Origin of the sequence: Nonomuraea sp. NPDC026600, assembly GCF_040638335.1 — a bacterium.
Taxonomy (GTDB): domain Bacteria; phylum Actinomycetota; class Actinomycetes; order Streptosporangiales; family Streptosporangiaceae; genus Nonomuraea.
Window position 1 is genome coordinate 384,045 of sequence record NZ_JBEZYD010000004.1, and the last position, 26,501, is coordinate 410,545.

The 26,501-nt window shown below is 71.1% G+C and carries 25 protein-coding genes and 1 pseudogene; 16 read left to right on the forward strand and 10 right to left on the reverse strand.

Annotated elements, in window-relative coordinates; all coding sequences use genetic code 11:
• Positions 1 to 123: 123 nt before the first annotated feature.
• Complete coding sequence (locus AB0F17_RS12045) at positions 124 to 1,782, reverse strand: endo-1,4-beta-xylanase (protein WP_358020338.1); 1,659 nt, start codon at positions 1,780 to 1,782, stop codon at positions 124 to 126.
• Between the two features lie 334 nt (positions 1,783 to 2,116).
• Between AB0F17_RS12045 and AB0F17_RS12050 the strand changes: the two genes are divergently transcribed.
• The 5 genes and pseudogenes from AB0F17_RS12050 (at position 2,117) to AB0F17_RS12070 (ending at position 8,974) form a co-directional block, all read left to right on the forward strand.
• Positions 2,117 to 3,091, forward strand: coding sequence for an alcohol dehydrogenase catalytic domain-containing protein (locus tag AB0F17_RS12050; protein ID WP_358020341.1), 975 nt, complete (start codon positions 2,117 to 2,119; stop codon positions 3,089 to 3,091).
• A gap of 6 nt (positions 3,092 to 3,097) precedes the next feature.
• Positions 3,098 to 4,390 (forward strand): alpha-glucosidase/alpha-galactosidase, encoded by a 1,293-nt coding sequence (locus AB0F17_RS12055; RefSeq protein ID WP_358020344.1) that lies wholly within the window; start codon positions 3,098 to 3,100, stop codon positions 4,388 to 4,390.
• Positions 4,391 to 4,403: 13 nt separating this feature from the next.
• Entirely contained in the window at positions 4,404 to 5,456 is a 1,053-nt protein-coding gene (locus AB0F17_RS12060) for an amidohydrolase family protein (RefSeq protein ID WP_358020347.1), read from the forward strand.
• A gap of 113 nt (positions 5,457 to 5,569) precedes the next feature.
• A complete protein-coding gene (locus AB0F17_RS12065; RefSeq protein WP_358020350.1) occupies positions 5,570 to 7,066 on the forward strand; it encodes a sugar ABC transporter ATP-binding protein in 1,497 nt (498 codons plus the stop codon).
• Positions 7,056 to 8,974, forward strand: a pseudogene (locus tag AB0F17_RS12070) (substrate-binding domain-containing protein). The gene AB0F17_RS12065 and the pseudogene AB0F17_RS12070 overlap by 11 nt, the downstream one beginning before the upstream one ends.
• A gap of 14 nt (positions 8,975 to 8,988) precedes the next feature.
• On the opposite strand, the gene AB0F17_RS12075 reads toward AB0F17_RS12070, so the two are convergent.
• Positions 8,989 to 10,173 carry a hypothetical protein gene (locus tag AB0F17_RS12075; protein WP_358020353.1) on the reverse strand — a complete coding sequence of 395 codons (1,185 nt, stop codon included), beginning with the start codon at positions 10,171 to 10,173 and terminating at the stop codon, positions 8,989 to 8,991.
• Positions 10,170 to 10,679 (reverse strand): SigE family RNA polymerase sigma factor, encoded by a 510-nt coding sequence (locus AB0F17_RS12080; protein ID WP_358020356.1) that lies wholly within the window; start codon positions 10,677 to 10,679, stop codon positions 10,170 to 10,172. Before AB0F17_RS12080 ends, AB0F17_RS12075 begins: the two co-directional genes overlap by 4 nt.
• Positions 10,680 to 10,872: 193 nt before the next feature.
• Here AB0F17_RS12080 and AB0F17_RS12085 point away from each other — a divergent pair, with 193 nt between their 5' ends.
• Positions 10,873 to 11,892 carry a LacI family DNA-binding transcriptional regulator gene (locus AB0F17_RS12085; RefSeq protein WP_358020359.1) on the forward strand — a complete coding sequence of 340 codons (1,020 nt, stop codon included), beginning with the start codon at positions 10,873 to 10,875 and terminating at the stop codon, positions 11,890 to 11,892.
• 17 nt (positions 11,893 to 11,909) lie between these two features.
• Here AB0F17_RS12085 and AB0F17_RS12090 read toward each other — a convergent pair whose 3' ends face one another.
• From AB0F17_RS12090 to AB0F17_RS12100, 3 genes are all read right to left on the reverse strand, one after another.
• On the reverse strand, positions 11,910 to 12,341 hold the full coding sequence (locus AB0F17_RS12090; protein ID WP_358020362.1) for a nuclear transport factor 2 family protein: 432 nt from the start codon (positions 12,339 to 12,341) through the stop codon (positions 11,910 to 11,912).
• A gap of 41 nt (positions 12,342 to 12,382) precedes the next feature.
• A complete protein-coding gene (locus tag AB0F17_RS12095; protein WP_358020365.1) occupies positions 12,383 to 12,775 on the reverse strand; it encodes a hypothetical protein in 393 nt (130 codons plus the stop codon).
• Positions 12,776 to 12,883: 108 nt separating this feature from the next.
• On the reverse strand, positions 12,884 to 13,537 hold the full coding sequence (locus AB0F17_RS12100) for a hypothetical protein (RefSeq protein WP_358020368.1): 654 nt from the start codon (positions 13,535 to 13,537) through the stop codon (positions 12,884 to 12,886).
• 212 nt (positions 13,538 to 13,749) lie between these two features.
• Between AB0F17_RS12100 and AB0F17_RS12105 the strand changes: the two genes are divergently transcribed.
• The 3 genes from AB0F17_RS12105 (at position 13,750) to AB0F17_RS12115 (ending at position 15,889) form a co-directional block, all read left to right on the forward strand.
• On the forward strand, positions 13,750 to 14,019 hold the full coding sequence (locus tag AB0F17_RS12105) for a hypothetical protein (protein ID WP_358020371.1): 270 nt from the start codon (positions 13,750 to 13,752) through the stop codon (positions 14,017 to 14,019).
• A gap of 96 nt (positions 14,020 to 14,115) precedes the next feature.
• Complete coding sequence (locus tag AB0F17_RS12110) at positions 14,116 to 14,841, forward strand: ThuA domain-containing protein (RefSeq protein ID WP_358020374.1); 726 nt, start codon at positions 14,116 to 14,118, stop codon at positions 14,839 to 14,841.
• Positions 14,842 to 14,848: 7 nt separating this feature from the next.
• Entirely contained in the window at positions 14,849 to 15,889 is a 1,041-nt protein-coding gene (locus AB0F17_RS12115) for a Gfo/Idh/MocA family oxidoreductase (RefSeq protein WP_358020377.1), read from the forward strand.
• 15 nt (positions 15,890 to 15,904) lie between these two features.
• On the opposite strand, the gene AB0F17_RS12120 is transcribed toward AB0F17_RS12115, so the two are convergent.
• A complete protein-coding gene (locus tag AB0F17_RS12120) occupies positions 15,905 to 17,539 on the reverse strand; it encodes an IucA/IucC family protein (protein WP_358020380.1) in 1,635 nt (544 codons plus the stop codon).
• A gap of 54 nt (positions 17,540 to 17,593) precedes the next feature.
• Here AB0F17_RS12120 and AB0F17_RS12125 point away from each other — a divergent pair, with 54 nt between their 5' ends.
• From AB0F17_RS12125 to AB0F17_RS12155, 7 genes are all read left to right on the forward strand, one after another.
• Positions 17,594 to 19,264 carry an IucA/IucC family protein gene (locus tag AB0F17_RS12125; RefSeq protein ID WP_358020383.1) on the forward strand — a complete coding sequence of 557 codons (1,671 nt, stop codon included), beginning with the start codon at positions 17,594 to 17,596 and terminating at the stop codon, positions 19,262 to 19,264.
• A gap of 82 nt (positions 19,265 to 19,346) precedes the next feature.
• A complete protein-coding gene (locus AB0F17_RS12130) occupies positions 19,347 to 19,478 on the forward strand; it encodes a lasso RiPP family leader peptide-containing protein (protein ID WP_358020386.1) in 132 nt (43 codons plus the stop codon).
• 15 nt (positions 19,479 to 19,493) lie between these two features.
• Positions 19,494 to 21,326: an asparagine synthase-related protein gene (locus AB0F17_RS12135; protein ID WP_358020389.1), complete on the forward strand. Its 1,833-nt coding sequence runs from the start codon at positions 19,494 to 19,496 to the stop codon at positions 21,324 to 21,326.
• On the forward strand, positions 21,326 to 21,586 hold the full coding sequence (locus tag AB0F17_RS12140; protein ID WP_358020392.1) for a lasso peptide biosynthesis PqqD family chaperone: 261 nt from the start codon (positions 21,326 to 21,328) through the stop codon (positions 21,584 to 21,586). The genes AB0F17_RS12135 and AB0F17_RS12140 overlap by 1 nt, the downstream gene beginning before the upstream one ends.
• Complete coding sequence (locus AB0F17_RS12145; protein WP_358020395.1) at positions 21,583 to 22,008, forward strand: lasso peptide biosynthesis B2 protein; 426 nt, start codon at positions 21,583 to 21,585, stop codon at positions 22,006 to 22,008. The genes AB0F17_RS12140 and AB0F17_RS12145 overlap by 4 nt, the downstream gene beginning before the upstream one ends.
• Positions 22,005 to 22,952, forward strand: coding sequence for an ABC transporter ATP-binding protein (locus AB0F17_RS12150; protein WP_358020398.1), 948 nt, complete (start codon positions 22,005 to 22,007; stop codon positions 22,950 to 22,952). Before AB0F17_RS12145 ends, AB0F17_RS12150 begins: the two co-directional genes overlap by 4 nt.
• The gene (locus AB0F17_RS12155) at positions 22,949 to 23,767 is read left to right on the forward strand and encodes an ABC transporter permease (RefSeq protein WP_358020401.1); all 819 of its coding nucleotides are present in this window, start codon (positions 22,949 to 22,951) and stop codon (positions 23,765 to 23,767) included. The genes AB0F17_RS12150 and AB0F17_RS12155 overlap by 4 nt, the downstream gene beginning before the upstream one ends.
• Here the strand turns inward: AB0F17_RS12155 and AB0F17_RS12160 are convergent.
• The 3 genes from AB0F17_RS12160 to AB0F17_RS12170 form a co-directional block, all read right to left on the reverse strand.
• The gene (locus AB0F17_RS12160) at positions 23,764 to 24,420 is read right to left on the reverse strand and encodes a hypothetical protein (protein ID WP_358020403.1); all 657 of its coding nucleotides are present in this window, start codon (positions 24,418 to 24,420) and stop codon (positions 23,764 to 23,766) included. The genes AB0F17_RS12155 and AB0F17_RS12160 overlap by 4 nt on opposite strands.
• 64 nt (positions 24,421 to 24,484) lie before the next feature.
• Positions 24,485 to 25,630 carry an esterase-like activity of phytase family protein gene (locus AB0F17_RS12165; protein ID WP_358020405.1) on the reverse strand — a complete coding sequence of 382 codons (1,146 nt, stop codon included), beginning with the start codon at positions 25,628 to 25,630 and terminating at the stop codon, positions 24,485 to 24,487.
• A 100-nt stretch (positions 25,631 to 25,730) separates the two neighbouring features.
• Positions 25,731 to 26,495, reverse strand: coding sequence for an SDR family oxidoreductase (locus tag AB0F17_RS12170; RefSeq protein ID WP_358020408.1), 765 nt, complete (start codon positions 26,493 to 26,495; stop codon positions 25,731 to 25,733).
• Positions 26,496 to 26,501: the final 6 nt, after the last annotated feature.

The following is a 26,501-nucleotide window of genomic DNA, read 5'->3' on the forward strand; positions in this document are numbered from 1 at the left end:
ACCACCTCCGCGATAACGCTAACAGGCAGGTAGCCGAGGTGTGGATCACTGACCGGAGTCTGGACAGTCCGAACGGGGGCGCGGCACCTCATGGGCCGCTCCCCCGTCACTGGATCGAGGCGGTCAGGGAGACGCGCAGGTGTAGCCGGACGGCGTCGCGGTGTCGCCTGCCGGGCGGCTCACCTGGAAACCGAAGGTGGTGCTGGCGGCCGGGGCGAGGTTGGCGTTGTAGCCCAGGCTCTTCGCGGTGATGGTCTGGCCGCTGCTGGTCAGCGTGGCGTTCCAGGACCCGCTCAGCGTGTGGCCGGCGGGCAGGGTGAAGGTGACCGTCCAGCCGTTGATCGCCGAGGAGCCGGTGTTGGTGACGGTCACCGGCTGCACCACGTAGCCGCCGGCCCACTGGGTCTGCACGGTGCCGGTCGCCGTGCACGGCCCGCCGCCGCTTCCTCCGGTGGTGGTGGTGAAGGTGGCCAGGGCGGAGTTCCCGGACAGGTTGCCCGCGCCGTCGCGCGCTCGTACGTACACCTGGTACTGGGTGGCGGCGCTCAGCCCGGTCAGCGTGATGGAGGCGGTGGAGCTCTGCCCGAGCTGTGGATCGGTGGTGCCCTGCTCGCGGTAGACGTTGTAGCCGGCCAGGCCGCTGCCGCCGGAGTCGGTGGACGCCGTCCAGGTCAGGGTGGCGGAGTTCGCGGTGATGTTCGACGCGGCCGGGGTGCCGGGTGTGGTCGGCGGCGTGGTGTCGGTGCTGGTGCCGCCCGCCAGCGCGTCGTGTACGGCGGTGTACGCGGGCTTCTGCTGGTAGGAGGCATCGTAGATCAGCGCGGCGCCCTGGCCGGAGAAGGTGTCGGGCACCCAGGAGTACTTGTCGGTGAAGCCCCAGATCGTGATCCCGGCGCACGCGGTGACCGCGATGCAGGCGTTGACCACGTCGCGGTAGTAGGTGGCCTGCGTGGCGTCCTTGGTGGCGTCGCGGGGCATGATCATCCGGATGTCCAGCTCGGTGACCCTGACCTGGACGCCGAGGTCGGCGAAGCGCTGCATGTTCTGCTGGACCTGGCCCGGGAAGCCGTACTGGATCGCGAGGTGGCCCTGGAAGCCCACGCAGTCGACCGGCACGCCCTGCTGGCGCAGCGACGACACCAGGTTGTACATCGCGGTGCTCTTGGCGTTGATGCCCTCGACGTTGTAGTCGTTGATGCACAGCCGGGCGTTGGAGTCGGCGGCGCGGGCCGCGCGGAAGGCGTCGGCGATGTAGCTCTGGCCGAGCGTGTTGTACCAGAACGAGGTGCGCATGTTGCCGTTGTCGTCGAAGACCTCGTTCACCACGTCCCAGGAGGTCACGGTCGCGTTGTTCGCGTAGTGGCCGACGACCTGGCTGATGTGGTTCTGCATAGCCGAGCGCATCGCGGTCGCGCCGAGGCTCTGCACCCAGCCGGGTGTCTGGCTGTGCCAGACGAGCGTGTGCCCGTGGACCTGCTGGTTGTTCTGGGTGGCGAAGGTGACGATCTGGTCGGCGCCGGAGAAGTTGAACTGGCCCTGGCTCGGCTCCGTCGAGTCCCACTTCATCGCGTTCTCTGCGGTGACCTGGCTGAACTCGGTGGCCGCGATGGTGCGGTACTGGCTCTCGTTCGCCAGCGGGGTGGTGGCCAGCGCGGCGCCGATGAACTTGCCGCGACTGGCGGCGTGCACGCGCAGCGGCGCCGACGCGTCCGCCGGAGTGGTCGGCAGCAGGAACACGATGAGCAGCGCCGCCACCGCGGTGAGAGATCTGAAGAGAAACACAGGCGCCCAACCTCCGATCCCGAAAGTTTCGATCCCTCGGGACGCTATGGAGCAGCAGCTTCAGGGTCAAGACCCGCTCCCCCTCGGAGGTGTTTCAGCATGAAAGTATCGGCATATCAGTGAAAGTTTCATGATTCTGCTTTGTGGTGGGATGTTCCATTGTTCGGAATAGCCCAAAACAGGCGAAAAGCCACCCTTGACTCCTCCGACCCCTTGACATCCCCTTTCCAGCAATGATCTGCTATCGCTTATTCGGAATGCTATTCCGCGATACAGAATGCGATCAAGACAGGAGCTCTATGAGACGCCAGCATTCGACCATCGGTGGGCTCGCGTGAAGGCCCTGGTGTTCACCGGTCCGGGCGTGGTGGAGCTGCGCGAGGCGCCCGAGCCCGAGGTCGGCGCCGGCGAGGTGCTCGTCCACGTAGCCGCCTCCGGCATCTGCGGCAGCGAACTGCACGGGGTCAAGAGACCCGGTTTCCGGACACCGCCGCTGATCATGGGGCACGAGTTCACCGGCCACACGGACGACGGGCGACCCGTCGTCGTCAACCCGATCCTGTCCTGCGGCGCCTGCGACCTGTGCGCCCAGGGACAACCCAACATCTGCCGGAACCGGCAGATCATCGGCATCCACCGGCCCGGCGGCTACGCCGAACGCGTCGCCGTCCCCACCGCCTCGGTCATCCCGCTGCCCGGCGGCGTCGACCCCACCGCCGCCGCCGTCATCGAACCGCTGGCCAACGCGGTGCACGCCTGGCGCCTGGCCGGCCATCCCGCCGGTGCCCGCGTCGCCATCATCGGCGCCGGCACCATCGGGCTCACCTGCCTGCACACCGCCCACACCGGCAAGGCCGCGTCCATCCACGTCGCCGACCGCTCACCCGAGCGGCTGGCCGCCGCCGCCCGGCTCGGCGCCACCACCACCGGCACCGAGCTGACCGGCGAGTACGACGTCATCTTCGACGCCGTCGGCGCGCCGGCCACCCGCGAGCAGTCCGTGGCCCACCTGCGCCCCGGCGGGGTGACGGTGTGGCTGGGCCTGGCCGACCCTGCCGCCGCCTTCGACGCCGCCGACCTCGTACGCACCGAGAAGCGCGTCCTCGGCTCCTTCGCCTACACGGGCACCGACTTCGCCGCCGCCATCGACCTGGTCAGCGGATGGGACCTGACCTGGGTCGACTCCTACCCCCTCGACGAAGGCGCCGACATCTTCACCCAGCTCATGCACGGCCAAGCCCTCCCCATCAAGGCCCTGCTCACTCCCCTAAAGCTCACTCCCCTAAAGCTCACTCCGGAATCGAGGTAAGAACCCATGGCCCGCATCGTCCTGGTAGGCGCCGGCAGCATCACGTTCGCCAAGAACCTGCTGTCCGACCTCCTGACCTTCCCCGAGCTGTCCGCCTCCACGATCGTGCTGCACGACATCGACGAGGCCCGGCTGTCCACCGCCGAGGCCATGGCCACGTGGATGGTCGGTGAGCTGGGCGTCGGCGCGACGATCGAGGCGCACGCCGACCGCCGGGCCGCGCTCGACGGCGCCGACTACGTGATCAACGAGATCGCCGTCGGCGGCCTGGCCGCCGTCGAGCGTGACTTCGCGATCCCCGCCCGGTACGGCGTACGGCAGACCATCGCCGACACCCTCGGCATCGGCGGCATCTTCCGTGCCCTGCGCACGATCCCGGTGATGGTCGGCATCGGCGACGACCTGGCCGAGCTGGCACCGGACGCCACCCTGTTCAACTACACGAACCCCATGTCGATGATCCCGTGGGCGGTCTACGCGGGCACGCCGTTCCGCAACGTGGTGGGCGTCTGCCACGCGGCGCGCGACACCCAGCGGACGCTGGCGGGCCTGGTCGGGGTGCCGGAGGAGGAGATCTCGTTCCTCACCGCGGGGGTGAACCATCAGGCGTTCGTGCTGCGGTTCGAGCGCGGCGGGGAGAACCTGTACCCGCGGCTCGACGCGCTGATCGAAAAAGATCCCGAGCTGGCCCGCCGCGTCCGCGTGGAGGTATACCGAAATTTCGGCTACTTCCCGACTGAGTCGAGCGAGCATGGATCCGAGTACCTGCCCTGGTTCCTGCCCCATGAGGAAGAGGTCGAGCGCTACCGCATCCCGGTCAACATCTACCTGGAGTGGCTGGCGGAGGGCTTCGACGAGTACGAGTCGTACAAGCGCTCGCTGGCGGCCGGGACCGGCGTCCCGATCGAGCGCGGCGAGGAGCTGGCCTCGCTGGCCATCCACTCCATGGAGACCGGCACCGGCCGGATGATCCATGGCAATGTGCGCAACGGCGGCCTGATCTCCAACCTGCCGCAGGAGGCCTGCGTGGAGGTGCCGTGCTACGTCGACCGGGCCGGCGTGCAGCCGATGCGGATCGGCGAGCTGCCCGCCCAGGTCGCCGCGCTCAACCGGACGATGCTGAACGTCAGCGAGCTGACCGTGAAGGCGGCGCTGGAAGGCCGGCGCGACCACGTCTACCAGGCCGCGCTGCTCGACCCGAACACCGCCGCCACGCTGCCGGTCCGCAAGGTCCGCGAGCTGGTGGACGAGCTGATCGCGGCGCACGGCGACCTGCTGCCCGCGGGCATCCGCGACTGATCGAGGAGTGGCCATGTGCCCAGCCGACCTACCGCTGTCCCGATACCGGCCGGTGTCCCAACTCCGGGTCGCGGCCCACCAGGTCGACCGCGCCGCCGTGCCCGCCGTGGACGCCCACATCCACCTGGGCCGGTGGCTCAGCGACGACGGCGGCTGGATGGTCAAGGACGTCCCGGCGCTGATCGACCTGATGGACGAGCTCAACCTGCGCGGCATGGTCAACCTCGACGGCCGCTGGGGCGCCGAGCTGGCCGAGAACATCGAGCGCTACGACGCGGCCCACCCCGGCAGGTTCGCCACCTTCTGCCACGTCGACTGGGCACAGACCGCCGAACCGGGCTTCGGCGAGCGGCTGGCCGCCCGGTTACGCCGCTCGGTGGCCGAGGGCGCGGCCGGGCTGAAGGTCTGGAAGGACGTCGGCCTGCGGGTCCGCGACGACCGCGGCGAGCTGGTGATGCTCGACGACCCGAGGCTGGACCCGCTGTGGGCGGCCGCCGGCGAGGTGGGCATCCCCATCGCGCTGCACACCGCCGACCCGGTGGCCTTCTTCGAGCCCGCGGACGAGCGCAACGAGCGGCTCGAACTGCTGGCCGCCCGCCCGGACTGGAACTTCTCCGGGCCGGAGTTCCCGCCGTTCGAGCGGCTGATGGACGCGATGGAGGCGATGATCGCCAGGCATCCGGCCACCACGGTCATCGGCGTGCACGCGGGCTGCTGGCCGGAGAACCTGGGCTTCGCGAGCCGGATGCTCGACACGTACCCGAACTTCCACATCGACATCGCCGCCCGCATCGCCGAGCTGGGCCGCCAGCCCAGGGCGACGCGGGCGCTGATGCTGCGCCACCCGGACCGGGTGCTGTTCGGCACCGACGAGATCCCGCCGGACCGGGAGGTCTACCGGACCCACTTCCGGTTCATGGAGACCGACGACGAGGCGTTCGCCCACTCGTCGGACGACCCGCCGCTGATGGGCCGCTGGACGATCTCCGGTCTCGACCTGCCCCGTGACGTGCTGGAGCAGGTCTACACGGGGAACGCGCTCAGGCTTGTACCGAGGCTGGCATGAACGCCGTGGCCCGGGGCTAACGACCGGGGCGGTTCCCGCCAGACTGGTACTTTCCTGGTAAAGGCCCCCGCACGTTCAGTGTCCGTCGCCACGATGGCGGACACGATCGGAGGGTGGAGCTTCTCAGGGCCGAGGGCCTGCGCAAACGCTTCCCGGGTGTGCTGGCGCTCGATGGCGTCGACCTGACCGTACGCTCCGGTGAGGTGCACGTCCTGCTGGGGGAGAACGGCGCCGGCAAGAGCACGCTGATCAAGATGCTCTCCGGCGCCTACCACCCCGACGAGGGCCGTGTGCTGCTCGACGGGCACCCCGTGCAGATCCGCACGGCCGGCGACGCCCAACGGCTCGGCATCGCCACCATCTACCAGGAGTTCAACCTGGTGCCCGAGCTCAGCGTGGCCGAGAACCTGTCGCTGGGCCGGCCGCCGCGCAGGTTCGGCTTCGTCAACACCAAGCGGATGCACGAGCGCGCCGTGGAGCTGCTGGCGCGGGTCGGCGTGGACGTCGATCCGCGGACGCCCGTCAGCCGGCTGGGCATCGCGCGCAGGCAGATGGTGGAGATCGCCAAGGCGCTCGCCCTCCAGGCCCGCGTCCTGATCATGGACGAGCCGACGGCGGTGCTCACCACCGGCGAGGTCGAGAAGCTGTTCTCGATCGTCCGCCGGCTCCGCGAGGAGGGCGTGGCGATCGTCTTCATCACCCACCACCTCGAAGAGATCGCGGCGATCGGCGACCGCGTGACCGTGCTGCGCGACGGCCGGTCCGTCGCCGAGGTGCCCGCCGACACCCCGCAGGACGAACTGGTCCGTCTCATGGTGGGCCGCCCGATCGACCAGCGGTTCCCGCGCGAGCGCGGCCAGGCGGGCGAGCCGCTGCTCAAGGTCACCGGGCTCGGCCGCAAGGGCGTGTTCGAGGACGTCTCCTTCGAGGTGCGCGCCGGCGAGGTGGTCGGGCTGGCCGGGCTGGTGGGCGCCGGCCGTACCGAGGTGGCCAGGGCGATCTTCGGCGCCGACCGGTACGACACCGGCGAGGTCACCGTGCGCGGGCAGCGGCCGGCGCCGGGGGACGTGCACGCGGCCATGGAGGCCGGCCTCGGACTGGTCCCCGAGGACCGCAAGGGCCAGGGGCTGGTCCTGGGCGCGGACATCGCCGAGAACCTCGGGCTGGTCACCCTGCGCGAGGCCACCCACGCCGGGTTCGTCGACCGCAAGGGCCAGCTCCGGGCCGCCGCGGAGGTCGCGGAACAGCTCGGCATCCGGATGACCGGCCTGGGCCAGGAGGTCCGCACCCTCTCCGGCGGCAACCAGCAGAAGGTCGTCATCGGCAAGTGGCTGGAGGCCGACGCGGGGGTGCTGATACTCGACGAGCCGACCCGCGGCATCGACGTGGGCGCGAAGGTCGAGATCTACCAGCTGATCAACGAGCTCACGGCGTCGGGGCGCGCGGTGCTCATGATCTCCAGCGATCTGCCCGAGGTGCTCGGGATGAGCGACCGGATCCTGGTCATGGCGCGCGGCCGGCTGGTCGGTGAGCTGCCCGCGGTCGAGGCCACGCAGGACGGCGTGATGGCGCTGGCGGTCACCGACGTGGAGGGGCCCCGTGCCAAGTAACGTGTTCCTCCGGCGATCCTGGCTGGCCGAGAACGGCGCGCTGGCGGCGCTCGTCGTGCTGGTCGTAGCGCTGTCGCTGCTGTCGTCCGACTTCCTGAGCGTGACGAACCTCCTCAACGTGGGCGTCCAGGCGGCCGTCACCGCGATCCTCGCCTTCGGCTCGACGTTCGTCATCGTCACCGGCGGCATCGACCTGTCGGTCGGCTCCGTCGCCGCGCTCTCCGCGATCGCCCTGGCGTGGACGGCCAGTGTCGCGGGCCTGCCCTGGCCGCTGGCCACCTTGGTCTCCCTGGCGGTCGGCGTCGCGTGCGGGCTGGTCAACGCGGTGCTCATCGCGTACGGCAAGCTGCCGCCGTTCATCGCCACGCTGGCCATGCTCGGCATCGCCCGCGGCCTGGCCCTCGTCATCTCCCAGGGCAGCCCCATCGCGATGCCGGACGCCGTCACCCACCTGGGCGACACGATCGGCACCTACCTGCCGGTCCCCGTCGTCGTCATGCTGATCATGGGCGTCATCGCGGCCGTGATCCTCAACAGGACCTACGCGGGCCGCGCGATGTACGCCATCGGCGGCAACGAGGAGGCCGCCCGGCTGTCGGGCATCAAGGTCAGCCGGCAACTGCTCATCACGTACGCGCTGTCCGGCGGGTTCGCCACGGTCGCCGGCATCGTGCTGGCCAGCCGCCTGGCCTCGGCCCAGCCGCAGGCCGCGGCCGGCTACGAACTGGACGCCATCGCGGCCGTGGTCATCGGTGGCGCCAGCCTGTCCGGCGGCAAGGGCCGGGCGCTCGGCACCTTCGTCGGCGCGCTCATCCTGGCCGTGCTGCGCAACGGCCTGAACCTGCTCTCCGTCTCGGCGTTCTGGCAGCAGGTCGTGATCGGCGTGGTCATCGCGCTCGCGGTCCTCGTCGACACGCTGCGGCGCAGGGGAATGTAATAGGAAGGGGATAGATCATGCGGATTCCTGCCATCGTCATAGCCGGCACCGCTCTCGCACTCGGCCTCACCGCCTGCGGCTCGTCCGGCCAGCCAGGCCCCACCAGCTCCCCCGCCACGTCGGCGGCGGGCGAGATCAAGATCGGCATGTCCGTGTCGACGCTGAACAACCCGTACTTCGTCCAGTTCCGTGACGGGGCGCAGGCCGAGGCCCAGAAGCTCGGCGCCACGCTCACCGTCACCGACGCCCAGAACGACGCCTCCCAGCAGGTGAACCAGGTCCAGAACTTCGTCAGCCAGGCCATGAAGGCGATCATCCTGAACCCGGTCGACTCCGACGCGGCGGCGCCCGCGGTCAAGGCGGCGCAGCGGGCCAACATCCCGATCATCGCCGCCGACCGCGGCGTCAACGGCGCCGAGGTGACGCAGACCGTGGCCTCCGACAACGTGACCGGCGGCAAGCTGGGGGCCCAGGAACTGGCCAAGGAACTCGGCGAGAAGGGCCAGGTCGTGGTGCTGCAGGGCGTGGCGGGCACGTCCGCCGCGCGCGACCGCGGGCAGGGCTTCACCGAAGGGATCAAGGGGTTCCCGAACATCCAGGTCGTGGCCCAGCAGCCGGCCGACTTCGACCGGGCCAAGGGCCTCGACGTCATGACGAACCTGCTCCAGTCGCACCCCGGCATCAACGGCGTGTTCGCCCAGAACGACGAGATGGCCCTGGGCGCGATCAAGGCCCTGGGCGCCAAGGCCGGCACGGAGGTCAAGATCGTCGGCTTCGACGGCACCCCTGACGGCCTGAAGGCGGTCCAGGCGGGCACGCTGAACGCCACCGTCGCCCAGCAGCCCGCGATGATCGGTCAGCAGGCGGTGACCGCCGCGGTCAAGGCCGCCAGGGGTGAGGAGATCGACAAGACCGTGGCCGTGCCGGTGAGGGTCGCGACCAAGGAGAACGTCGAGGATTTCATGGACTGATCGGCTGTCTCGCGTCAGTTCCTGGGCGTGAGGACCCAGTCCCAGTCGTCCTTGTTCCGGTCACGGTTGGCGGTGAGCTGAGTCATCCGGGAGCCGTCAACGCTGACCAGCACCAGGCCGTTGTCGAACTCGTTCCCGCACTCCCCCGCGCAACCGAGCGCGACCACGTTGTCGTCGTCGGCCCAGGCCAGGAGCTGGAGCACCTTCTGCTTGCCGACGACCGCTCCGGACCGGTCGGTGATGCTGGTCGGCAGGCCGTCGGGGCCGAGAACCAGCTTGCCGTCGGGCGAGACCCTCGACCTGCCGGTGTAGTAGACGTACTGGTCATCGGCCGGCGCCGCCACCTGCTTGCCGTCGAAGTCGATGAAGACCTTGTCCGGCCTGGTGTTGCTGGGCTGCCAGAGCAGCGACCCGTCCAGACTCCAGCCGAGATCCTGGCGCGCGTTGGAGTTGCCTGGAGACCCGTGCCTGCTCATCGGCCCGAGCGCGTGGTAGTCCGCCTCGCCGGTGGCGACGTCGATGACGTAGTAGCCGATCCGCGGGCTGGGGAACACCTGAAAGGAGTCCTTCCCCATCGCCTGGCGCCGATCCGGAAACTCGGAATAGGCCGTGGCCAGAACCTTGGTCCCGTCGGGCGACCAGACGACCGACCCGACGGCGTGTTCCAGATCGATCCAGTCGAGCACCTGCCGGGTGTTCATGTCGAGGATGCCCACCCGCTTGCCGATCAGGTCGCCCTCGACCACCGCGGCGAGCTGGAGTCCCGGCGCCACGTCGGCCCAGGCCCACGAGGTCTGCTCGTAGCCTCCAGTGCGCGGGTCGTAGAGCGACCAGGTCCGGCGGACCAGCTCCATCTTGTCGGGCAGCTTGTCGACCTTGGTGGTCCAGTACGCGGAGACGGCGACGTTCCCAGCCGCGACCAGCTTCTTCGGGGGCGCGTTGTCGGGGTCGGCCAGCAGCTCGGTCGAGGTCGCCGTCGGCCTGGCCGGGACGCTCACCCCGGTCGCGGGCCGTACCGTCGTGTTCTCGCCATGCGGGACGATGACGAACACCGCAGCGGCGACCGCCAGCCCGGCGGCCAGCACGCTCGCGCCGATGGGCAGCCAGGCACGCCTCCGTAGCGCCCGGTCCGCCAGGTCGTGCGGGACCCGGGCCTCCGAGGCCCACTCCTCCAAGGTGTCGCGAAGCAGTCGGGTCATGTCGCGGCCTCCAGTTCCACGGCCAGCTCGGGGGCGATCAGCCGGAGCCGGGCGAGCGATCGGTGTGTGGTGCTTCTGACCGTGCCGACCGAGCAGCCGAGCTCGCGGGCGACCTCGTGGTCGGGCAGGTCCTCGAAGTAGCGGAGCACGAGCACCGTGCGCTGCTTCGCGGTGAGCTTGGCCAGCGCGCCGCGCAGCACCATGCGCAGCTCGCTCTGGTGCGTACGGTCCGCTCCCGGCAGGTCGGGCGGGCTCGCCTGGACGACCTCGCCCCGCCGGCCGGCCGCGCGCCACCAGCTCACCTGCTGGCGGTACATGATCTGCCTGGCGTACGCCTCGGGCGCGTCGACCCGCTGCCATTTCGCCGCCAGCTTCGCCAGCGCGCTCTGCACCAGGTCCTCGGCCCCGTGCTGGTCACCACCGGTGAGCAGGAAGCCGAGCCGCATCAGGGCGGGAGAGCGCGCAGAGACGAACTCGCGGAAGCCTTGCTCGTCCGCGGGGTCCACGACCACCTCCAAAGGGGTTGATATCACCCCTCAGACGCCGGGCGGCGTGTCCCGCTATGCCTGTGCCTGACAACAACTTTCCTGAACCGGATAAGTCGTTCTGACCGCGGATCCTGCCTTGGGAAAGCATCGCTGGTCATACGGTGTGGGTGTCCTAGAGTGTGGTCAGATAACCGGTTCACAAGGGGGTCTCGTGAAGCGACCGACGATCGCCGACATCGCCAGCCGTGCGGGAGTCTCCAAGGTGGCGGTCTCCTACGCGCTCAACGGGCAGCCGGGGGTTTCGGAGGCGACTCGCGCGCGGATCGTCGCCATCGCCGAGGAGATCGGCTGGCAGCCCAACAGCGCCGCCCGCGCGCTGAACGGTGCCAGGGCCCACACCGTGGGGCTCGCGCTGTGCCGTCCCGCGCGCTTCCTGGGCGTCGAGCCGTTCTTCATGGAGCTCATCAGCGGTATCGAGGGCGTGCTCGCGGACCGCTCCTACGCCCTGATGCTCCAGGTCGTCACCGACCACCAGCAGGAGATAGAGGTGTACCGGCGCTGGTGGGGCGAGCGCCGGACGGACGGCGCCTTCCTCGTCGACCTGCGTTACTCCGATACCCGGGTGCCCGCCATGGAGCGGCTGGGCATGCCGGCCGTGGTGATCGGCCACCCCGCCGCGGCGGGCTCGCTGCCCGCGGTCTGGTCCGACGACGGCGAGGCGATCCGCGAGACCATCGCCTACCTCGTCGCGCTCGGGCACCGCCGCATCGCCCGGGTCGCCGGACTGTCCAAGCTGGTCCACACGGCCGTGCGCGACCAGGCGTTCGCGGAGTCGTGCGCGGGCGCGGCCCAGCACGTGACCGTGCACACCGACTACACCGGCGAGGAGGGCGCCAGGGCGACCAGGCGGCTGCTCAGCTCGGCGGAGCGGCCCACCGCGATCGTCTACGACAACGACATCATGGCGGTGGCGGGCCTGTCCGTCGCCCAGGAGATGCGGCTCGACGTGCCGCGCGACCTGTCGATCGTCGCCTGGGACGACTCCCCGCTGTCCCAGGTCGTCCGCCCGCCGCTCACCGCGCTCACCCGCGACATCCCGGCGTACGGCGCGCACGCCGCCCAGCGGCTGCTGGCCCTGATCGCGGGCGAGAGCGTGCCTCCGTTCGAGGACCAGGCGGCCAGGCTGACCCCCCGCGGCAGCACCGGCGCCGTGCTGATCAACACGCATTGAGCGGCGCCGGACCCGGGTCAGCGGATGGTGCGCCAGGACTGCTCCTCCACGAGTTCGCGGCTCCCCCAGCCGCCGGCGGTGCGCACCATCCGGTGGTGGTACCAGCCGCCGCCCTGGATCAGCCCCTTGCTGTCGGCGGAGACCAGCTCGCGCGAGGGAGCGAGGGTGTCGGCGAACGCCGCGCTCACGCGGGCCTCGCCGGACTCGAAGACGATCCTGATGGCGCCGATCAGGTGCAGCCGGCCGGGCCAGCCGGACAGGACGTCGGTCAGCCAGGTCTTGATCTCGGCACGCGTGCCGCGGATGCCGCCCGCCGAGGTGTAGTCGATCACCGCGTCAGGGGTGAACACCTCGTCGAGCAGGTCCCACTCGCCCGAGTCGACGGCGCGGGCGTACCGGGCCAGCACGTCGGCGATCTGGAGGCGGTCGGCGATCTCACGGTCGTCCATACCGTGATCAAACCAAACGCTTGCTCAAAGCGCCAGCCGGTTCAGTGCGCGTGGGCGTGGGTGTACTCGTCGCGCCGCCGCAGCATCGCCAGCAGCATGAGCGGGAACATCGCCACGTGCGCGGCCATCATCAGCCCCATCCCGTCGATGACCCCCATCCACAGCAGCGGGAACAGCGGCACGACGGGGACGAACATGGCGGCGCACATCTCCAGCGTGCCGGCCCAGCCGTGGCCGCGGAAGCGCATCCAGGCGGCCATGCCGACGGACATGTCGAAGGCCATGACCAGGTAGGCGAGCTCGGGATCCTTCCCGTACGACGGACTGAGCCCGACGGCGTCCAGCAGGAAGCCGAGCGCGAACATCCCGACGAACATCGCGATGACCATTTCCACGTAGTGCCCGACGAAGCGGCCCCATGATCTCTGTGTCATGCGCCAACTGTGCCGCTCCTCCGCCTCCACCGGCAAAGGAGGGAAACCAGTAGGTCTGGAATCCTGGGATCCCGGTCCGTCCCACATAGGCGCCGGTGATCGGGCTGACTACTCGTCCGGCTTGAACGAGAAGCTGCTCGGCGGGGTGAAGGACGGGTCCGGCACGCCGTACACGAGTGAGATCTGCTCGTGCGCCTTGATCACGATGGACGCCGGGTCGCCGGTGAACGGCTTGCCGTCGACCTGGGTCGTGAGGACCTTGCCGTTGCCGGTCCGCAGCGCGCCGAGCTGGTTCGGCGAGAGGGTGACGCCCCATTGCTCGAAGATCTGGCCGAGGGTGTAGACCTCGCCCTTGCCCCGTGACTCGACGTGGATCACCCCGCGGGAATCATGGGTGTGCACGGGGGTCATGTCCTCCCCGTCGATCCCGATGTTGGCCGGAACCTCCACCGCCTTGCCGTCGACGAAGATGTTCACATGGGCGTGGTAGTGCTCGGCGGTGCCCATCGGCCCGGCGGTGAGACCGGCGGCCTTCATCCCGGGGGCCGGGTCGTCGGGGACGGACCAGGGCGGCGTCCCGCCGTACGGCTCGGCGGGCTTGGCCGACACGGTCTGGAAGATGCCGTACCCGGCCGCGGCCAGGGCGACGAGCGCGACGGCCGAGCCGGCTCCCGCGGTCAGCCACCGGCGGCGGGCCGGCTCCGCGATGACCGGCGGCTCGTCGAGGCGTTGCGGGGATTCCGGAGTCTCAATCGTGGACATAGGCGCTCCTGGGCAACATGCGGCTTTCCGCTCATCATCGGGGAAAGGCCGTCGGCGACGACGCCCGCGCCACAGGCCGGAAGTGGCCGTGTTTTACGGCCAGCGGCGCTACCTGGATTCACTCCCTGAAATCCCCACGAATTTATGTCCGGCGGGCCTCGAATACCGGACGAATCACCGGGTAAACGCCCGATGAAGACAAGGAGTGCGCGGTGACTGCGACGCACGAGATGGTCATGGTCGGGGTCTCCGACTCAGGGACCGAAGAATGGTTGTGCCCCGAATGCGGCAGGCGAACGCTGATGCGCTGGCAGCCCGACTACGAGAAGGTCGTCCTCGACGTCGGCGATGAGCTCGCCACCCACTTCGGCGGCAGAGGCGGCACCCGCACGCCCACCGGGAAGGTCAACCCGGAGATCCAGGAGCGCGACGTCGAGTGGCTGCGTAGGCACGGCATCGACTGGCACGGGCAACCCTCCTGACCATCGCCCGGCCTCAGCGGGCCGGTGTGCCCGAGCAGCACACAGGGCACTAAACCGACATCAGAGGGCCACCCGGCCCCTCGGGGAGGCAAGCGGATGCCGGTCAAGGTCACGGTCTGGAGCGAGAACTACCACGAGCCACGTGAGGAGGACGTACGCCTGCGCTACCCGGACGGCATTCACGGCGCGATCGCCGCCGGCCTGACCGAGCGGCTCGGCGACCGCGTACGGGTGCGCACCGCGATCCTGGAGGACCCCGAGCACGGGCTGTCGGAGAAGGACCTCGCCGAGACCGACGTGCTCACCTGGTGGGGGCACATGGCCCACGAGGAGGTGTCCGACGAGGTCGTGGAGCGGGTGCATCAGCGCGTGCTCGGCGGGATGGGCCTGCTGGTGCTGCACTCGGGCCACTACTCGAAGATCTTCCGCAAGCTGATGGGCACCACCTGCTCGCTGACCTGGCGCGACGCGGCCGAGCGCGAGCTGGTCTGGACGACCGCCCCCGGCCACCCCATCGCCCAGGGCGTGCCCCAGCCGCTGGTCATCGGCGAGCAGGAGACGTACGGCGAGCCGTTCGGCATCCCCGACCCCGACGAGCTGGTCTTCATCAGCAACTTCAGCGGCGGCGAGGTGTTCCGCAGCGGCTGCTGCTACCGCCGTGGCCTGGGCCGGATCTTCTACTTCAGTCCCGGCGACCAGGGGCACCCGGTCTACCACCACCCTGACGTACGGCGCGTGCTGGCCAACGCGGTGCTGTGGGCCGCACCCCCGTCCGGCGTCGGCGAGCCCCTGCGGAACGCGCACACCCCCATCACCTGGTAGGAGCCGCATGACCTTCATCACCCTCGACGAGGACCGTCCGCTGCGGGCCGTGGTGGTCGGCGCCGGGTTCATCGGCGGCCAATGGGCACCGGAGCTGCTGGCCCATCCCGGCACCGAACTGGTGGGCTGGGTGGACGTGGCCGAGGAACGCGCCCGCGCCGCCGCCGCGACCCTCGGCCTGGACGGGCTGCCCGTCAGCGCCTCGCTCACCGCCGTGCTCGACGGCGAGGAGCCCGACTTCATCGTCAACTGCACCGTGCCCGAGGCTCATCGCGAGGTGACCGTCACCGCCCTGGAGCGCGGGGTGTCGGTGCTCAGCGAGAAGCCGATGTCGATCACACTGGACGAGGCGCGCACCATGGTGAGCGCGGCGGACCGGGCGCGGCGGCTGTTCGCGGTCAACCAGAACCGCCGCTTCCTGCCGAACCTGGTGGCCTTCCGCCGGACGGTGGCCGAGCTCGGGCCGCTCGGGCTGCTGACCTCGGAGTTCTTCATGCCGTACGAGGGGCCTCCGTTCCTTTCCGCGCTGGAGCACCCCCTGTTACAGGACATGGCGATCCACCTGTTCGACGCGGCCCGCGCGGTGTCGGGGGCCGATCCGGTCAGCGCCTACTGCGAGTCGTTCCGGCCGCCGTGGACCTGGTACTCCGGTGCCTGCTCCGCCACGGCGATCTTCGAGATGACCGGCGGGCTGCGCTACACGTTCACGGGGAGCTGGTCCGCGCCCGGCCAGGCGACGTCCTGGACCGGAAGCTGGCGAGCCGCCGGATCGCACGGCACCGCACGCTGGGACGGCGAGGGCCGGCCGACGGTGGAGACGGCCAAGGGGCACAAGGCACGCCGGCACCCGCCCGAGCCGGACCGATATCCGGGACGGCCCCGGTTCAGCGGGCTGGCGGAGGGGCTGGAGGAGTTCCTGACCGGGCTGCGCACCGGGCGGGCGCCGCAGGGCGAGTGCCACGACAACATCCGAAGCCTGGCCATGGTGACGGCCGCCCTGGAGTCGGCCCGTACGGGGACCCGGGTGCCGGTGGCGTTCGACGTCTGAAGCGTTCGTGCCACGTCAGGTCTGTGACAGCGGGTTGGGGAGCCGGGCCCAGCGATCGCCCGCGGGGCCGCCGTCGAGCTGCATCAGCGTGTGCGCCTTGACGGCGAGCTCCGTGCCGAACAGCGCCGCCCGGTCGGCGCGGGTGTCGGCGGTGGCGGGCAGGTCGTCGAACACCTGGACGGCCGCCGCCGCCACCGCCGCCCACAGCCGCGCCTCCACCTCCCGGTCGCCCTGGCCGAGGGCGGAGACGAGGCTGCTGAACGTGGTGCCGACGAGCGAGCCGAACAGCTTGGCGTGCAGTTCGTCCGGATCGTCGGTGATGAGCCGCGGGCTCAGCGGCGGCGGCGTCAGGCCGTTGCGGCGCAGGCGCGCGGGGCTGACCCGGATGTCGGCCAGGTCCCGGTAGACCAGGCGCAGCGGGCGGCCACGGCGGTCCAGGACGACCAGCAGGTTCTGCCCGTGCGCCTCCAGCGTCACGCCGTACGCCAGCAGCCGCAGCCCCGCCCCCCACGCCAGCCGGGCGAACTCCGCCAACCACCCCAGCCCGGCGGTCGGCAGGCCGCCGATCAGGGGCGGACCACCGTTCGGGGGCCGGACGATGAGGGCCGCCACCGGGAGTACGGTCTCCCCCGCGCCCGCGTACTCCGACGGCGACTCGCGCACCAGGACCGCCAGGTCGGCGCTCGGCTCGCCGTTCACCACCGCGCAGGCCGCGGCCAGGTTGCGGGTGATCCGCAGCCCCCCGTCCAGCCGCCGCGCCAGGTCCACCAGCATGGCCGAGAGCGGCGCGCTGTCCCGTACCGAGCCCGGCGAGATGTCGCGCACGTTGGACGTCATCCGCGTGGAGAACGCCGTCTTGAGATGCGGCCCGCCGCCGACGGGCGCGAGCGTGCGTACGCAGATCAGCGGCCGGGCCGGGATCCCACCCGCCACCAACGGCCGCAGCCCGAGCTCCCGCAGCACATGCCTGCTCTGCCACGGGTGGGCGGGCAGCAGCAGCCGGTCGATGTCGCGCAGCCAGTCGGGCCACGCCCCGACGACCACGCACCGCGACACCGGCACCGCTATCAGGTCCAGATCGACCACGGGCCGGTGCTCGGGCATGTACGCCAACTGCTCCGCCACCGACACGCCGGGCCGGTTACGGCAGCACGGATGGTACGGATGCCCGTCCACCACACTCTGCTCGAACCACTCCAGCGACCCCTCATCCACCCCCGTCCCCGCTCCCGTCCCCGCTCCGGCGCGGGCCAGGGCCAGCGAGGCGACACTGCGCTCCAGATCGGCGCCGAAGCGCACCGCCCCGGGCAGGCCGAGCGCCGCCACCAGCTCGCCCGGCCGCGTGTACACCCGCCCGTCCAGCAGCACCGCCGCATCCTCGCCCACCTCCACGTCGTAGGGCGACCGGCGAGGCCCGGTGAGCAGCCGCCCGTCGGACAACCGGATCCGCCCGAGCGCCGACTCCCGACCGGCCAACCCGGGCATCGGCTCGTACAGCAGCCCCCGCCAGAGCAGTCCGAGCACGGTGGATCGTGCCCCCGGCAGCGCCGCGGCGTAGGCGGCGGCCAGGCCGGGCCGGATCCGCGCCAGCTCTGCGGCAAATTCGGCTTCTGCCCGACCTTGGGGGGGATCCTCCAATTCAATACTCATAACGGGTAGTTACCCCGTGTATGGTCGCCGATACGACTGGTGAGGGGGCCTGCGATGACACGCCATCCTGAGGGACCGGACGCGGCGCAGGCGACCCTACGGTCCGGCCCGGACGGCGACCGCGCCGACGCTCTCACGGTGACGGCTCTCCTCAACTGCCTGGTCCGCGAAGTGGCCCGGCCCGAGAGCGGCCAGGACGACGGCCACCGGATCTACCGCCTGCCGACGACCGGCCACCTGCTGCGGGTACGCGCTGGACGCTACCCCGGCCACCCAGCCCTGTACACAGAAGGCGGCTGGCTCTCCCTGTCCCTGGACCTCCTGGTGACATTGACCGCCGAGGAGCTGACCGCGTACACCGGCGTCTCCAACGGCACTCTCGCCGGCGAGATCCGCCAGAGCAGGGACGTCGTCGCCACCCTGCTGTCCACCCGAGCGCCGACGGCGACCCCCGCGCCTTTCCCGCCCACGGCGACCGCCCTGTTCGCGCCCGCCCAGACCTCGCCCACCGAGCTGTTCCTGCGGTCCGAGCAGGCCCTGGTCGCCGGGCACCGCTACCACCCGGCGCCCAAGGCCCGGGGCGGGCTCGGCCCGGACTCCTGGCTGCCCTACGCGCCCGAGGCCCGCGCCCGCTTCCCGTTGACCCTGCTCGGTGTGCCGCCCGAGGCCGTACTGGAGGAGGGCGACCCCACCGCACTGGACGGACTCGGCCCGCCGCCGCCCGATGGCTGCCTCCTGCTGCCCGCCCACCCCTGGCAACTGGAGCTGCTGGGCGGCCCGCCCGCCCTGCGCGACGGGCGGCTGCGGTACCTGGGCGAGACCGCCGCCGTGGCCGTGCCGACCTCATCGCTGCGCACGGTGTACCTGCCGGACGCGGACCTGTTCTGCAAGTTCAGCCTCGACGTCCGGATCACCAACGACGTCCGCCGCCTCTGGTCCCGCGACCTGCGCCGGCTGACCACCGTCGACGGCCTGCTGCGCGCGGTCTTCGACGACCTGCCCGCGCACTTGCCGAGCCCGTCCGTGCTGTCCGACCGGGGCTACCGCACCGTGGACCTCGGCGACGGCGGCGAGGCGCTGGCGGTGATCGTCCGCGACGGCCTGGGAGCGCACCTGCGGCCCGGTCTGACGGCACTGCTGGCGGCGGGGATCAGCGAGGGCTTCTCTGGCAACCCGCTCGACGGCCTCGACGAGGACCGCGCCCTCACCTGGTGGCAGCTCTACCTCGAGCACGTCGTACCGCCGGTCCTGCACGCGTACCTGCACCATGGCGTGGTCCTGGAGTGCCACCTGCAGAACGTGCTCATCGGCGTGGACGCCGCCGGCACCCCGGCGCAGGCGATCTTCCGCGACCACGAGGGCGTCAAGCTGGTCACCGACCGGCACCCCGCCGTCCCGGGCGTCGGCGCCGCCTACGGCTGGGAGCGGCTGGTCTCCTGCCTGGTGACCAACAATCTGTGGGAGATCGCCGGGGCGATCGAGGAGCGCCACGCCGGCCTCGGCGGCGAGCTGTGGGCGCGAGCAAGAGATCTGCTGACCGGGTACGCGGGCGACCATGCGCGGATCCGTGCCCTGCTGGCGGCCTCCCACGTGCCCGCCAAGGCCAACCTGCTGCTGCGCTGGCTCGGCGCCGACGGCGGCGAGATGCGCTGCGTGCCCGTCCCCAACCCGCTGCGACCAGTAGCGGACCGGCACAGAAACCGTGACTATGGTCATCGCTATTAGTAACCGAATAGCTACTGTCAGTAGCGATGCCGGATAGGTAGACAGGTCGTGTCCGGCCATCATCTCTGAAAGGAGAAGGGTCATGCACGCACCAGCGGCGTACGAGCCGCCCGCCCTGGTTGAGGTCGGCGATTTCGCCGAGGTCACGTGCGGGTACCCGTCGGGCTTCGTCATCGACTGGCCCCCCAATCCGTTTCAGTGGTTCTCCGGCTGACGGGCGGGAGCGACCGTGCTGGGTGAGATGTGGTTCGCCGTACTCCCTGACGGTGAAGCAGGTCTTGCCGCGGCGGGCGTGCTGCTCCCCAGGGCCGGTCAGGTGATCGAGCACGCCTCCGGGCGGCCGTGGTTGATCGGCGACTGGCCCGGCCACCAGATCCGTCTGGCGGCCGTGGGAGCGGCGCGGGTGGCGGTGATCGGGCGCTGCCCGGTCACCGCCACCGACCTGGCCCGGCGGCTGGATCGGATATCCGACGTCGATCGGATCGAATATGTCGTCGCGGGGCTGGCGGGCAGCTTCCACCTGGCCGCCTCGATCGACGGCAGGACGGCGGTGCGCGGCACCGCCTCGGCCGTGCGGCGGGTCTTCCATGCCCGCGTACGCGGTGTGACGGTGGCCGCCAGCCGCTCCGACGTGCTCGCGTGGGCGACCGGCGGGCGGATCAACGAGCAGGCGCTGGCCACCCGGCTGCTCCCGAGCGGGGCGGTCGCCCCGTTGCAGGACCTCGCCGTGTGGCGCGACGTCACCTGCCTGCCCCCCGACCGGACACTGCTGATCGAACCCGACGGCACGACCCGCGTCCGCACCTGGTGGCACCCTCCCGAACCAACCCTCCCCCTGGCCGAGGGGGCGGCCACCCTCCGAGAGGCGCTGACCGGCGCCGTGGACACCTGCACCGCGGACGGCGGCACGATCTCCGCCGACCTGTCCGGCGGACTCGACTCCACCAGCCTCTGCTTCCTGGCCGCCCGCGGCCCGGCAAGCCTGATCACCGTGCACTGCGAGGGCATGGATCCGGGCAACGACGACCCGGCCTGGGCCTTCCGCGCGGCCACCGCCCTGTCGGCGGCCACGCACCTCGTCATCGGCAACGACGAGCTCCCGCTGTGGTTCGCCGGCCTGACCGAGTCCCAGCCGGCGATGGAGGAGCCGTCGGGCTGGGTCCGCGACGCGGCGCGGCTGGCCGACCTGTCCTGGCGGCTGGGCACCGCCGGCTCCCGGCTGCACCTGATGGGGGTCGGCGGCGACGAGCTGTTCTCGCCCCTTCCGCCCTACCTCCACGACCTGGTCAGAGAGCGCCCGTTCACCGCGCCCGCGCACCTGCGCGCCCGCCAGGCCCGCTGGCGGACCTCCTGGTGGCGGATGCTGCGGGCGGTGACCGACCGCACCGACCACCCGGCTTGGCTGGGCCGCGGCGCCGCCGATCTGCGCACCGCGCCCGCGACCCCTGACCCGCACTCGATGGCCTGGGGACCACCGCTGCGCATGCCGCCCTGGGCCACCCCCGGCGCCGTCAACGCGGCCCGCGACGTGCTGGCCGGGATCGCCGCCGCGCGGCCGGCGCCGCTGTCGCCGCGGCGCGCCCAGCACCAGGCCCTGCTCCACGCGCGGACCGGCGGGGCCGGGCTGCGTCAGATCGACCAGGCCACCTCCCGGCTGGGACTCCCGTACGCCGCGCCCTACCTGGATGACGCCGTGATCGAGGCCGCGCTTTCGGTGCGGCTGGACCAGCGCGCCGGTCTCGGGCGCTGCAAGCCGCTGCTGGCGGCGTCGATGGCCGGCATCGTGCCGTACGAGATGCTGGAGCGCTCGACCAAGGGCGAATACAGCGCCGACTTCTATGCCGGATGGCGGCGCCATCGTGACGGCGTGCTGGAGCTGTTCGACGCGTCGGAGCTCGGCCGGCTCGGTCTGATCGACCCCGGCGTCCTGCGTGCCGCCCTGCTCGGCGTGCACCCGCTGCCACACGTCATGGGACCCCTGTCGCAGACGCTGGCCTGCGAGATATGGCTGCGCTCACTGACCCCCCTTCGGATGCCGGCCATGACCACGGGAGATTCGTGATGCCCTTCAGCCTGCGCGGCGACGTGTCCGCCGCGCACTCCATCAACGGCATGGTGCTGCTCGACGAGCGCACCGGCCGCTACTGGCAGCTCAACGCCACCGCCACGCTGGTCCTGCGCGCCCTGCTCTGCGGCGCCGCTCCGGGCGAGGTGGCCAAGAGGCTGACCGGCAACCACCCGGGGCTCTCCGCCGAGCAGGCGGACCACGATGTCGCCGGCCTGCTGGCGGCCCTGCGCCGAGCGGGACTGGTGATGTCATGAGCCACCCGATGACCCGCGAGCAACGCGCCTGGCCGCCGCTCGTCCGGACCCCCGCGGCGTTGCTGGCCGTCGCCGCGGCGCGGGCGCTGACCGCGCTCACCCCGTACCGGCTCCGGTGCGTGTTGCAGGTGATCCGGCGCGGCGCCGTCGCCGCGACGGCCGCGCAGGCTCTGGCCGCCAGGGACGACGTGGTGGCGGTCAGCGCGCGCTGCGCCGGGCCCGCCTGCCTGCAGCGCTCGCTGGCGACGGCCATCCTGTGCCGGCTGCGGGGCACCTGGCCCACCTGGTGCGCGGGGGTGCGCGTCGAGCCGTTCCGCGCGCACGCCTGGGTGCAGGTGAACGGGCAGCCGGTCGGCGAGCCCTACGCGGCCGGCTACTACCGGCCGATCATGACCGTCGCGGCCCCGACCACCGCGCCATGAGGCCGGGGACGATCCACACCCGCGCGCTGCGCAAGTCCTACCAAGGCATGCGCGCGGTGTGCGGGATCAGCCTGGACGTCGAGGCCGGCGAGATGTTCGGCTTCCTCGGACCCAACGGGGCGGGCAAGTCCACCACGATCTCGATGCTGTGCACGCTGCTGCGCCCCAGCGGCGGCCGGGCGCTCGTCGCGGGCATCGACGTACGCGACGACCCGAAGGAGGTACGCCGCCGCATCGGCCTGGTCTTCCAGGAGCCGACCGTCGACACCGACCTGACCGTCCGCGAATACCTCGCCTTCCACGCCACGCTGTACGGCCTGGGCAAGCACGACGCGCGCCGCCGGGTGGCCGAGGCCGCGGACCTCGTGGGCCTGACCGGCCTCGGCGACTCGCTGGTCCGCACGCTGTCCGACAGCGTGAGACGCCTCCTGGAGATCGCCCGCGGGCTGCTGCACGAGCCGGGGGTGCTGTTCCTCGACGAACCCACGGTGGGCCTGAACCCGCAGGCCCGCGCGGAGATCTGGGAGCACCTGCGCGAGTTGCGCCAGCGCCGGGCCATCACCGTGTTCCTCACCACCCATTACCTGGAGGAGGCCGAATACTGCGACCACATCGCCATGGTCGACCGGGGCCGCGTGGTCGCCGACGACTCGCCGGCCGCGCTCAAGCGGCTGATCGGCACGGACCGCATCCACCTGCGCACCGGCGACGACCAGGCCGCGGCCGCCACGCTGTCCGACTACCTGGGCCTGGTCAGCGCGTGGGGGCCGGACGGCCTGTACGTCCAGGTGACCGACGCGGCCACCGCCATCCCCTGGGTGTGCACCGTGCTGCGGGTGCCCGTGCACTCGATCGAGGTACGCCGGCCCAGCCTGGACGAGGTGTTCCTGCGCTACACCGGCCGGACCTTGGACGGCGCGGCGCGTCCGGGGGTGTCGCCGTGACCGCGAGCGCCGGCCTCACCACCTCGTCGCGTCTCCTGCACCGGCTCCTGTGGGAGGCGCGGGCCGCCCATGTGGTGTGGCGGCGGGAGCTGCTCCACTCCGCCCGCAACCCCGCCCGCCTGCTCATGGCGCTGGCCCAGCCGGTCGTCTACCTGATGGTCCTCGGCACCGGGTTCGCCGCCATGCTGCCGGTCCACGGCGGTTATCTCACCTACCTGTTCCCCGGCGTGCTGATGATGACCGTCCAGGCGCCCGCGATCGCCATCGGCGCCTCCATCGCGGTCGACCGCGAGGCCGGTTTCCTCAGAGAGATGCTGGTCGCGCCCGTCCACCGGGTGAGCCTGCTGGCCGGTCGGTGCGCGGGCGGCTCCACGGTCGCCACCTTCCAGGGCGTGCTCGTCCTGGGCCTGGCGGGGCCGGCGCACATCCCGTACGCGCCCGAGCTGATGATCCAGCTGGTCGCCGAGATGGCGCTGCTCGCGTTCGCCATGACCGCGTTCGTCACCCTGCTGGCCGTGGTCATCGCCCCGGCGCCGACCTTCCACGCGGTCATAGGGTTCACGCTGACGCCTATGACGTTCCTGTCGGGCGCGCTGTTCCCGATGGGGGGCCTGCCCGGCTGGCTGACCGCTCTCATGGTGGCCAACCCGCTCACCTACGTGGTCGACCTGCTCCGGCGGACCATCGCCCCCTACCTCGCGCCGCAGGAGCCCACCGCCGGTCACTCGCCCGTCCTCATGGAGCTCACCGTCACCGCCGCGGTCGGCCTGCTCTCCCTCCTCCTGGCCGCCCATCGCCTCTCCCGTCCGCGCTAGACCAGGCCGACCATGAAACCCTCGTCGCGGATGCCCAGGTACGCGGCGGGACGATACTGCCGCATCGCCTGCTCGATGACCGGGATGTACTTGGGGTTGGACCCGAGCGGGAGCCTGTAGCCGTTCTTGACCGTGTGGAACTCCCACAGGTGCTCCAGCTCCGGGTGGCGGGCGCGGAAGCCGGGGTCGGCCGGGAAGAGGTCCAGGCGCACCATCACCTTGCGCATGATGTAGTCGGCGAGCTTGACGCGGCGCTGCTGGGTGCGCGAGATGCCCACCCCCGCCAGCTCGGCCCATGGCGCGGCCCACGGCTTGCCCTGGGGATCGTCCCAGCGGACGCCGTAGCCGTCGAAGACCAGCTTGCGGGGGCGGCTGAGCTTGCGCCACGTGATGATCGGCAGGGCGCCGATGGTCAGGAAGAGCAGCCCGAACAGCCCGGCGACGACGGTGCTCCCGCCGCCGCCCGTCACCTGGCCGGTGAGCGCCGACACGATCGCGAAGAGCCCGATGACCCCCGCCACGGAGCCACCGATCAGCGCCTTCACCTTGGCGTCCGCACCGACGTCGATCACCACGGGAGGCGGCTGCTGCTGGGGATAAGGGGCGTTGAACTGCTGCGGCGGGAATTGTGGCTGTTGCGGCCCATACGTCATAAAAAGCCAGGCTAGTTGGGGTGACCAGGCGTCCCTTGACGCTTCATCGTTTTGAGAAGCGTGTTCAGCAGGTCCGGGTGGCGAAGGCCAGGAACTGCGTCGTCTCCTCGGCGTCGAAGTTGTCGTCGGACCCGATCACCAGCGTGCACTCGCCGGTACGCAGCCGCGGTCCCCAGGCGAGGCTCTCCAGGTTCTGTACCGGCGTCCGGACCTCGTCGAGGTCGGCGACCAGGTGCTTGGACACCGCGCGGTACGGCGCGCCGGTGAACAGGCTGTCCCTGTCCAGCACGTTCGTGGCGCCGCTCAGGTCGATCTCGTACAGCTTCACCCGGTAGCCGACGCCTTCGAGCCAGGAGCGTTCCAGAGCCAGGAACCGATGGTCGTCGATCGCGAGGATCTCCGAGACCCCGCTGTCGGTATGCCCGGTCGGCGGGACGGGGGCGGTGGGCAGCGGGTCGACGCGGTAGACGTACTGGGCGCGCGGCGAGCCGCCGAAACGGTCCCACACGGTGAGGCGGGCCTCCGCGCCGTGCTCGACGGTCGGCGGCTCCCCGTCCTCGAACCGCGGGCCCTCGGTCATGGCCGTGATCGCGCGCGGGGTGATGGCCAGGCCCTCGATGCCGAAGTTACGCCTGGGCCCGTTGTCCGTGCCGGTCATGCGCAGGTTGGCGGGCATCGGCAGGTCGTCGGTCTGCCGCCCCTGGGTGCCCGCCCGGTGGACGTACAGGCCGGACAGCGGGATGTCCGGGTGGCCGGCGTCCGGCCGGTCGCCTTCGTCGCCCCACAGCAGCCGCCGGGTCGACGGGTCGTAGCGGATGGACTCGGGGTCGGCGGCCTCGGGCTTGCCGTACGGGGGGTAGGTGCTCCCGTCGGGGCGCAGGAGGGTGTTGGCCGCGGTGAGGTGCACCCCCGTGAAGGCGCCGGTCGTACGGTCGATGTCGAAACGCCCGGTGTAGAAGCGGGCCGGGCCGTAGCGGCCGCGGTCGTCGGAGATCAGGTACCAGGTGCCGGTGCGCGGGTCGCGGTCGAGGCCGGACAGGCCGCCCACCGTGGTGCCGGCGTAGGGCATCTTGTGCGGCAGTCGCTGCTCGCCGAGGAAGCGGGTGATCTCCACGGCTCGCGGTGGGGCACTCGCCGCCGTGGCTGCGGGCACGGCGGCGAGGCCGATCGTGACCGCGAAAGCCACGGCAATTCCCAATATTCTCCGCATCGACCTCTCCCTGATCGGTGATACCAGCGGAGATATGAGATCGCGGATTCACGGGGAAGTCCACGCGCAGGTAATTGGCGGCGATTGCCGAGAAAATGCCTCACATGATGGCGAGTTGCCCGCCGTCGATGACCAGCTCGGTGCCGTGGATGAAGGACGCGTCATCCGAGGCCAGGAAGGCGTATCCGGCCGCGACCTCCTCGGCCAGTCCGGCCCTGCCGAGGGGGATGTGGTCGCGCTCGTACGCCGACACGAAATCATCGGCCAGCCCGGACGAGATCGCAGAATTCAATGGAGTCTTGATATATCCAGGACAAATGGAATTGACCCGGATCCCATACTTTCCGAGCTCCACGGCCATTGTCTTGGAAAGCAGAAGCACGCCGCCCTTGGACGCGTTGTAATGTGCGTAATCGGCCTCTCCGCCGAGCCCGTTCGTGGACGACATGTTGAGGATCACCCCGCCGGAGCCGCGCTCCACCAGGTGCCTGGCCACGGCCTGGGCGACCAGGAACATCCCCCGCAGGTTCACCGAGACGATCCGGTCCCAATGATCGGGCGTGATCTCCAGGAACGGCTCGCGCCACGCGATGCCCGCGTTGTTGATCAGGACGTCGATCCCGCCCATCGTCGCGATCGCGCCGTCCACCAGCCGGGTGACGTCGGCCGCCGAGCTGACGTCGCCCGCCAGCCCGCTCACCTCGCCGAGCGGGGCGAGGTCGGCCACCGCCTGGCCCACCTCGGCTTCGCGGAGGCCGCCGAGCACGACCCGGGCGCCTTCCTCCAGGAATCTGCGGGCGGTGGCGGCGCCGATGCCGCTGCTGCCACCACTGATCAGCACCCGCTTCCCGGCCAGTCCGCGCATGATGCC

Excerpts from the sequence above, each read along its gene's own strand:
- AB0F17_RS12120 (WP_358020380.1), bottom strand. The coding sequence starts at position 17,539 with ATGAGTATTGAATTGGAGGATCCCCCCCAAGGTCGGGCAGAAGCCGAA.
- AB0F17_RS12075 (WP_358020353.1), bottom strand. The coding sequence starts at position 10,173 with ATGACCCGACTGCTTCGCGACACCTTGGAGGAGTGGGCCTCGGAGGCC.
- AB0F17_RS12110 (WP_358020374.1), top strand. The coding sequence starts at position 14,116 with ATGCCGGTCAAGGTCACGGTCTGGAGCGAGAACTACCACGAGCCACGT.
- AB0F17_RS12145 (WP_358020395.1), top strand. The coding sequence starts at position 21,583 with ATGAGCCACCCGATGACCCGCGAGCAACGCGCCTGGCCGCCGCTCGTC.
- AB0F17_RS12060 (WP_358020347.1), top strand. The coding sequence starts at position 4,404 with ATGTGCCCAGCCGACCTACCGCTGTCCCGATACCGGCCGGTGTCCCAA.
- AB0F17_RS12140 (WP_358020392.1), top strand. The coding sequence starts at position 21,326 with ATGCCCTTCAGCCTGCGCGGCGACGTGTCCGCCGCGCACTCCATCAAC.
- AB0F17_RS12100 (WP_358020368.1), bottom strand. The coding sequence starts at position 13,537 with ATGTCCACGATTGAGACTCCGGAATCCCCGCAACGCCTCGACGAGCCG.
- AB0F17_RS12095 (WP_358020365.1), bottom strand. The coding sequence starts at position 12,775 with ATGACACAGAGATCATGGGGCCGCTTCGTCGGGCACTACGTGGAAATG.
- AB0F17_RS12165 (WP_358020405.1), bottom strand. The coding sequence starts at position 25,630 with ATGCGGAGAATATTGGGAATTGCCGTGGCTTTCGCGGTCACGATCGGC.
- AB0F17_RS12130 (WP_358020386.1), top strand. The coding sequence starts at position 19,347 with ATGCACGCACCAGCGGCGTACGAGCCGCCCGCCCTGGTTGAGGTCGGC.
- AB0F17_RS12090 (WP_358020362.1), bottom strand. The coding sequence starts at position 12,341 with ATGGACGACCGTGAGATCGCCGACCGCCTCCAGATCGCCGACGTGCTG.
- AB0F17_RS12150 (WP_358020398.1), top strand. The coding sequence starts at position 22,005 with ATGAGGCCGGGGACGATCCACACCCGCGCGCTGCGCAAGTCCTACCAA.
- AB0F17_RS12055 (WP_358020344.1), top strand. The coding sequence starts at position 3,098 with ATGGCCCGCATCGTCCTGGTAGGCGCCGGCAGCATCACGTTCGCCAAG.
- AB0F17_RS12160 (WP_358020403.1), bottom strand. The coding sequence starts at position 24,420 with ATGACGTATGGGCCGCAACAGCCACAATTCCCGCCGCAGCAGTTCAAC.
- AB0F17_RS12125 (WP_358020383.1), top strand. The coding sequence starts at position 17,594 with ATGACACGCCATCCTGAGGGACCGGACGCGGCGCAGGCGACCCTACGG.
- AB0F17_RS12115 (WP_358020377.1), top strand. The coding sequence starts at position 14,849 with ATGACCTTCATCACCCTCGACGAGGACCGTCCGCTGCGGGCCGTGGTG.
- AB0F17_RS12170 (WP_358020408.1), bottom strand. The coding sequence starts at position 26,495 with ATGCGCGGACTGGCCGGGAAGCGGGTGCTGATCAGTGGTGGCAGCAGC.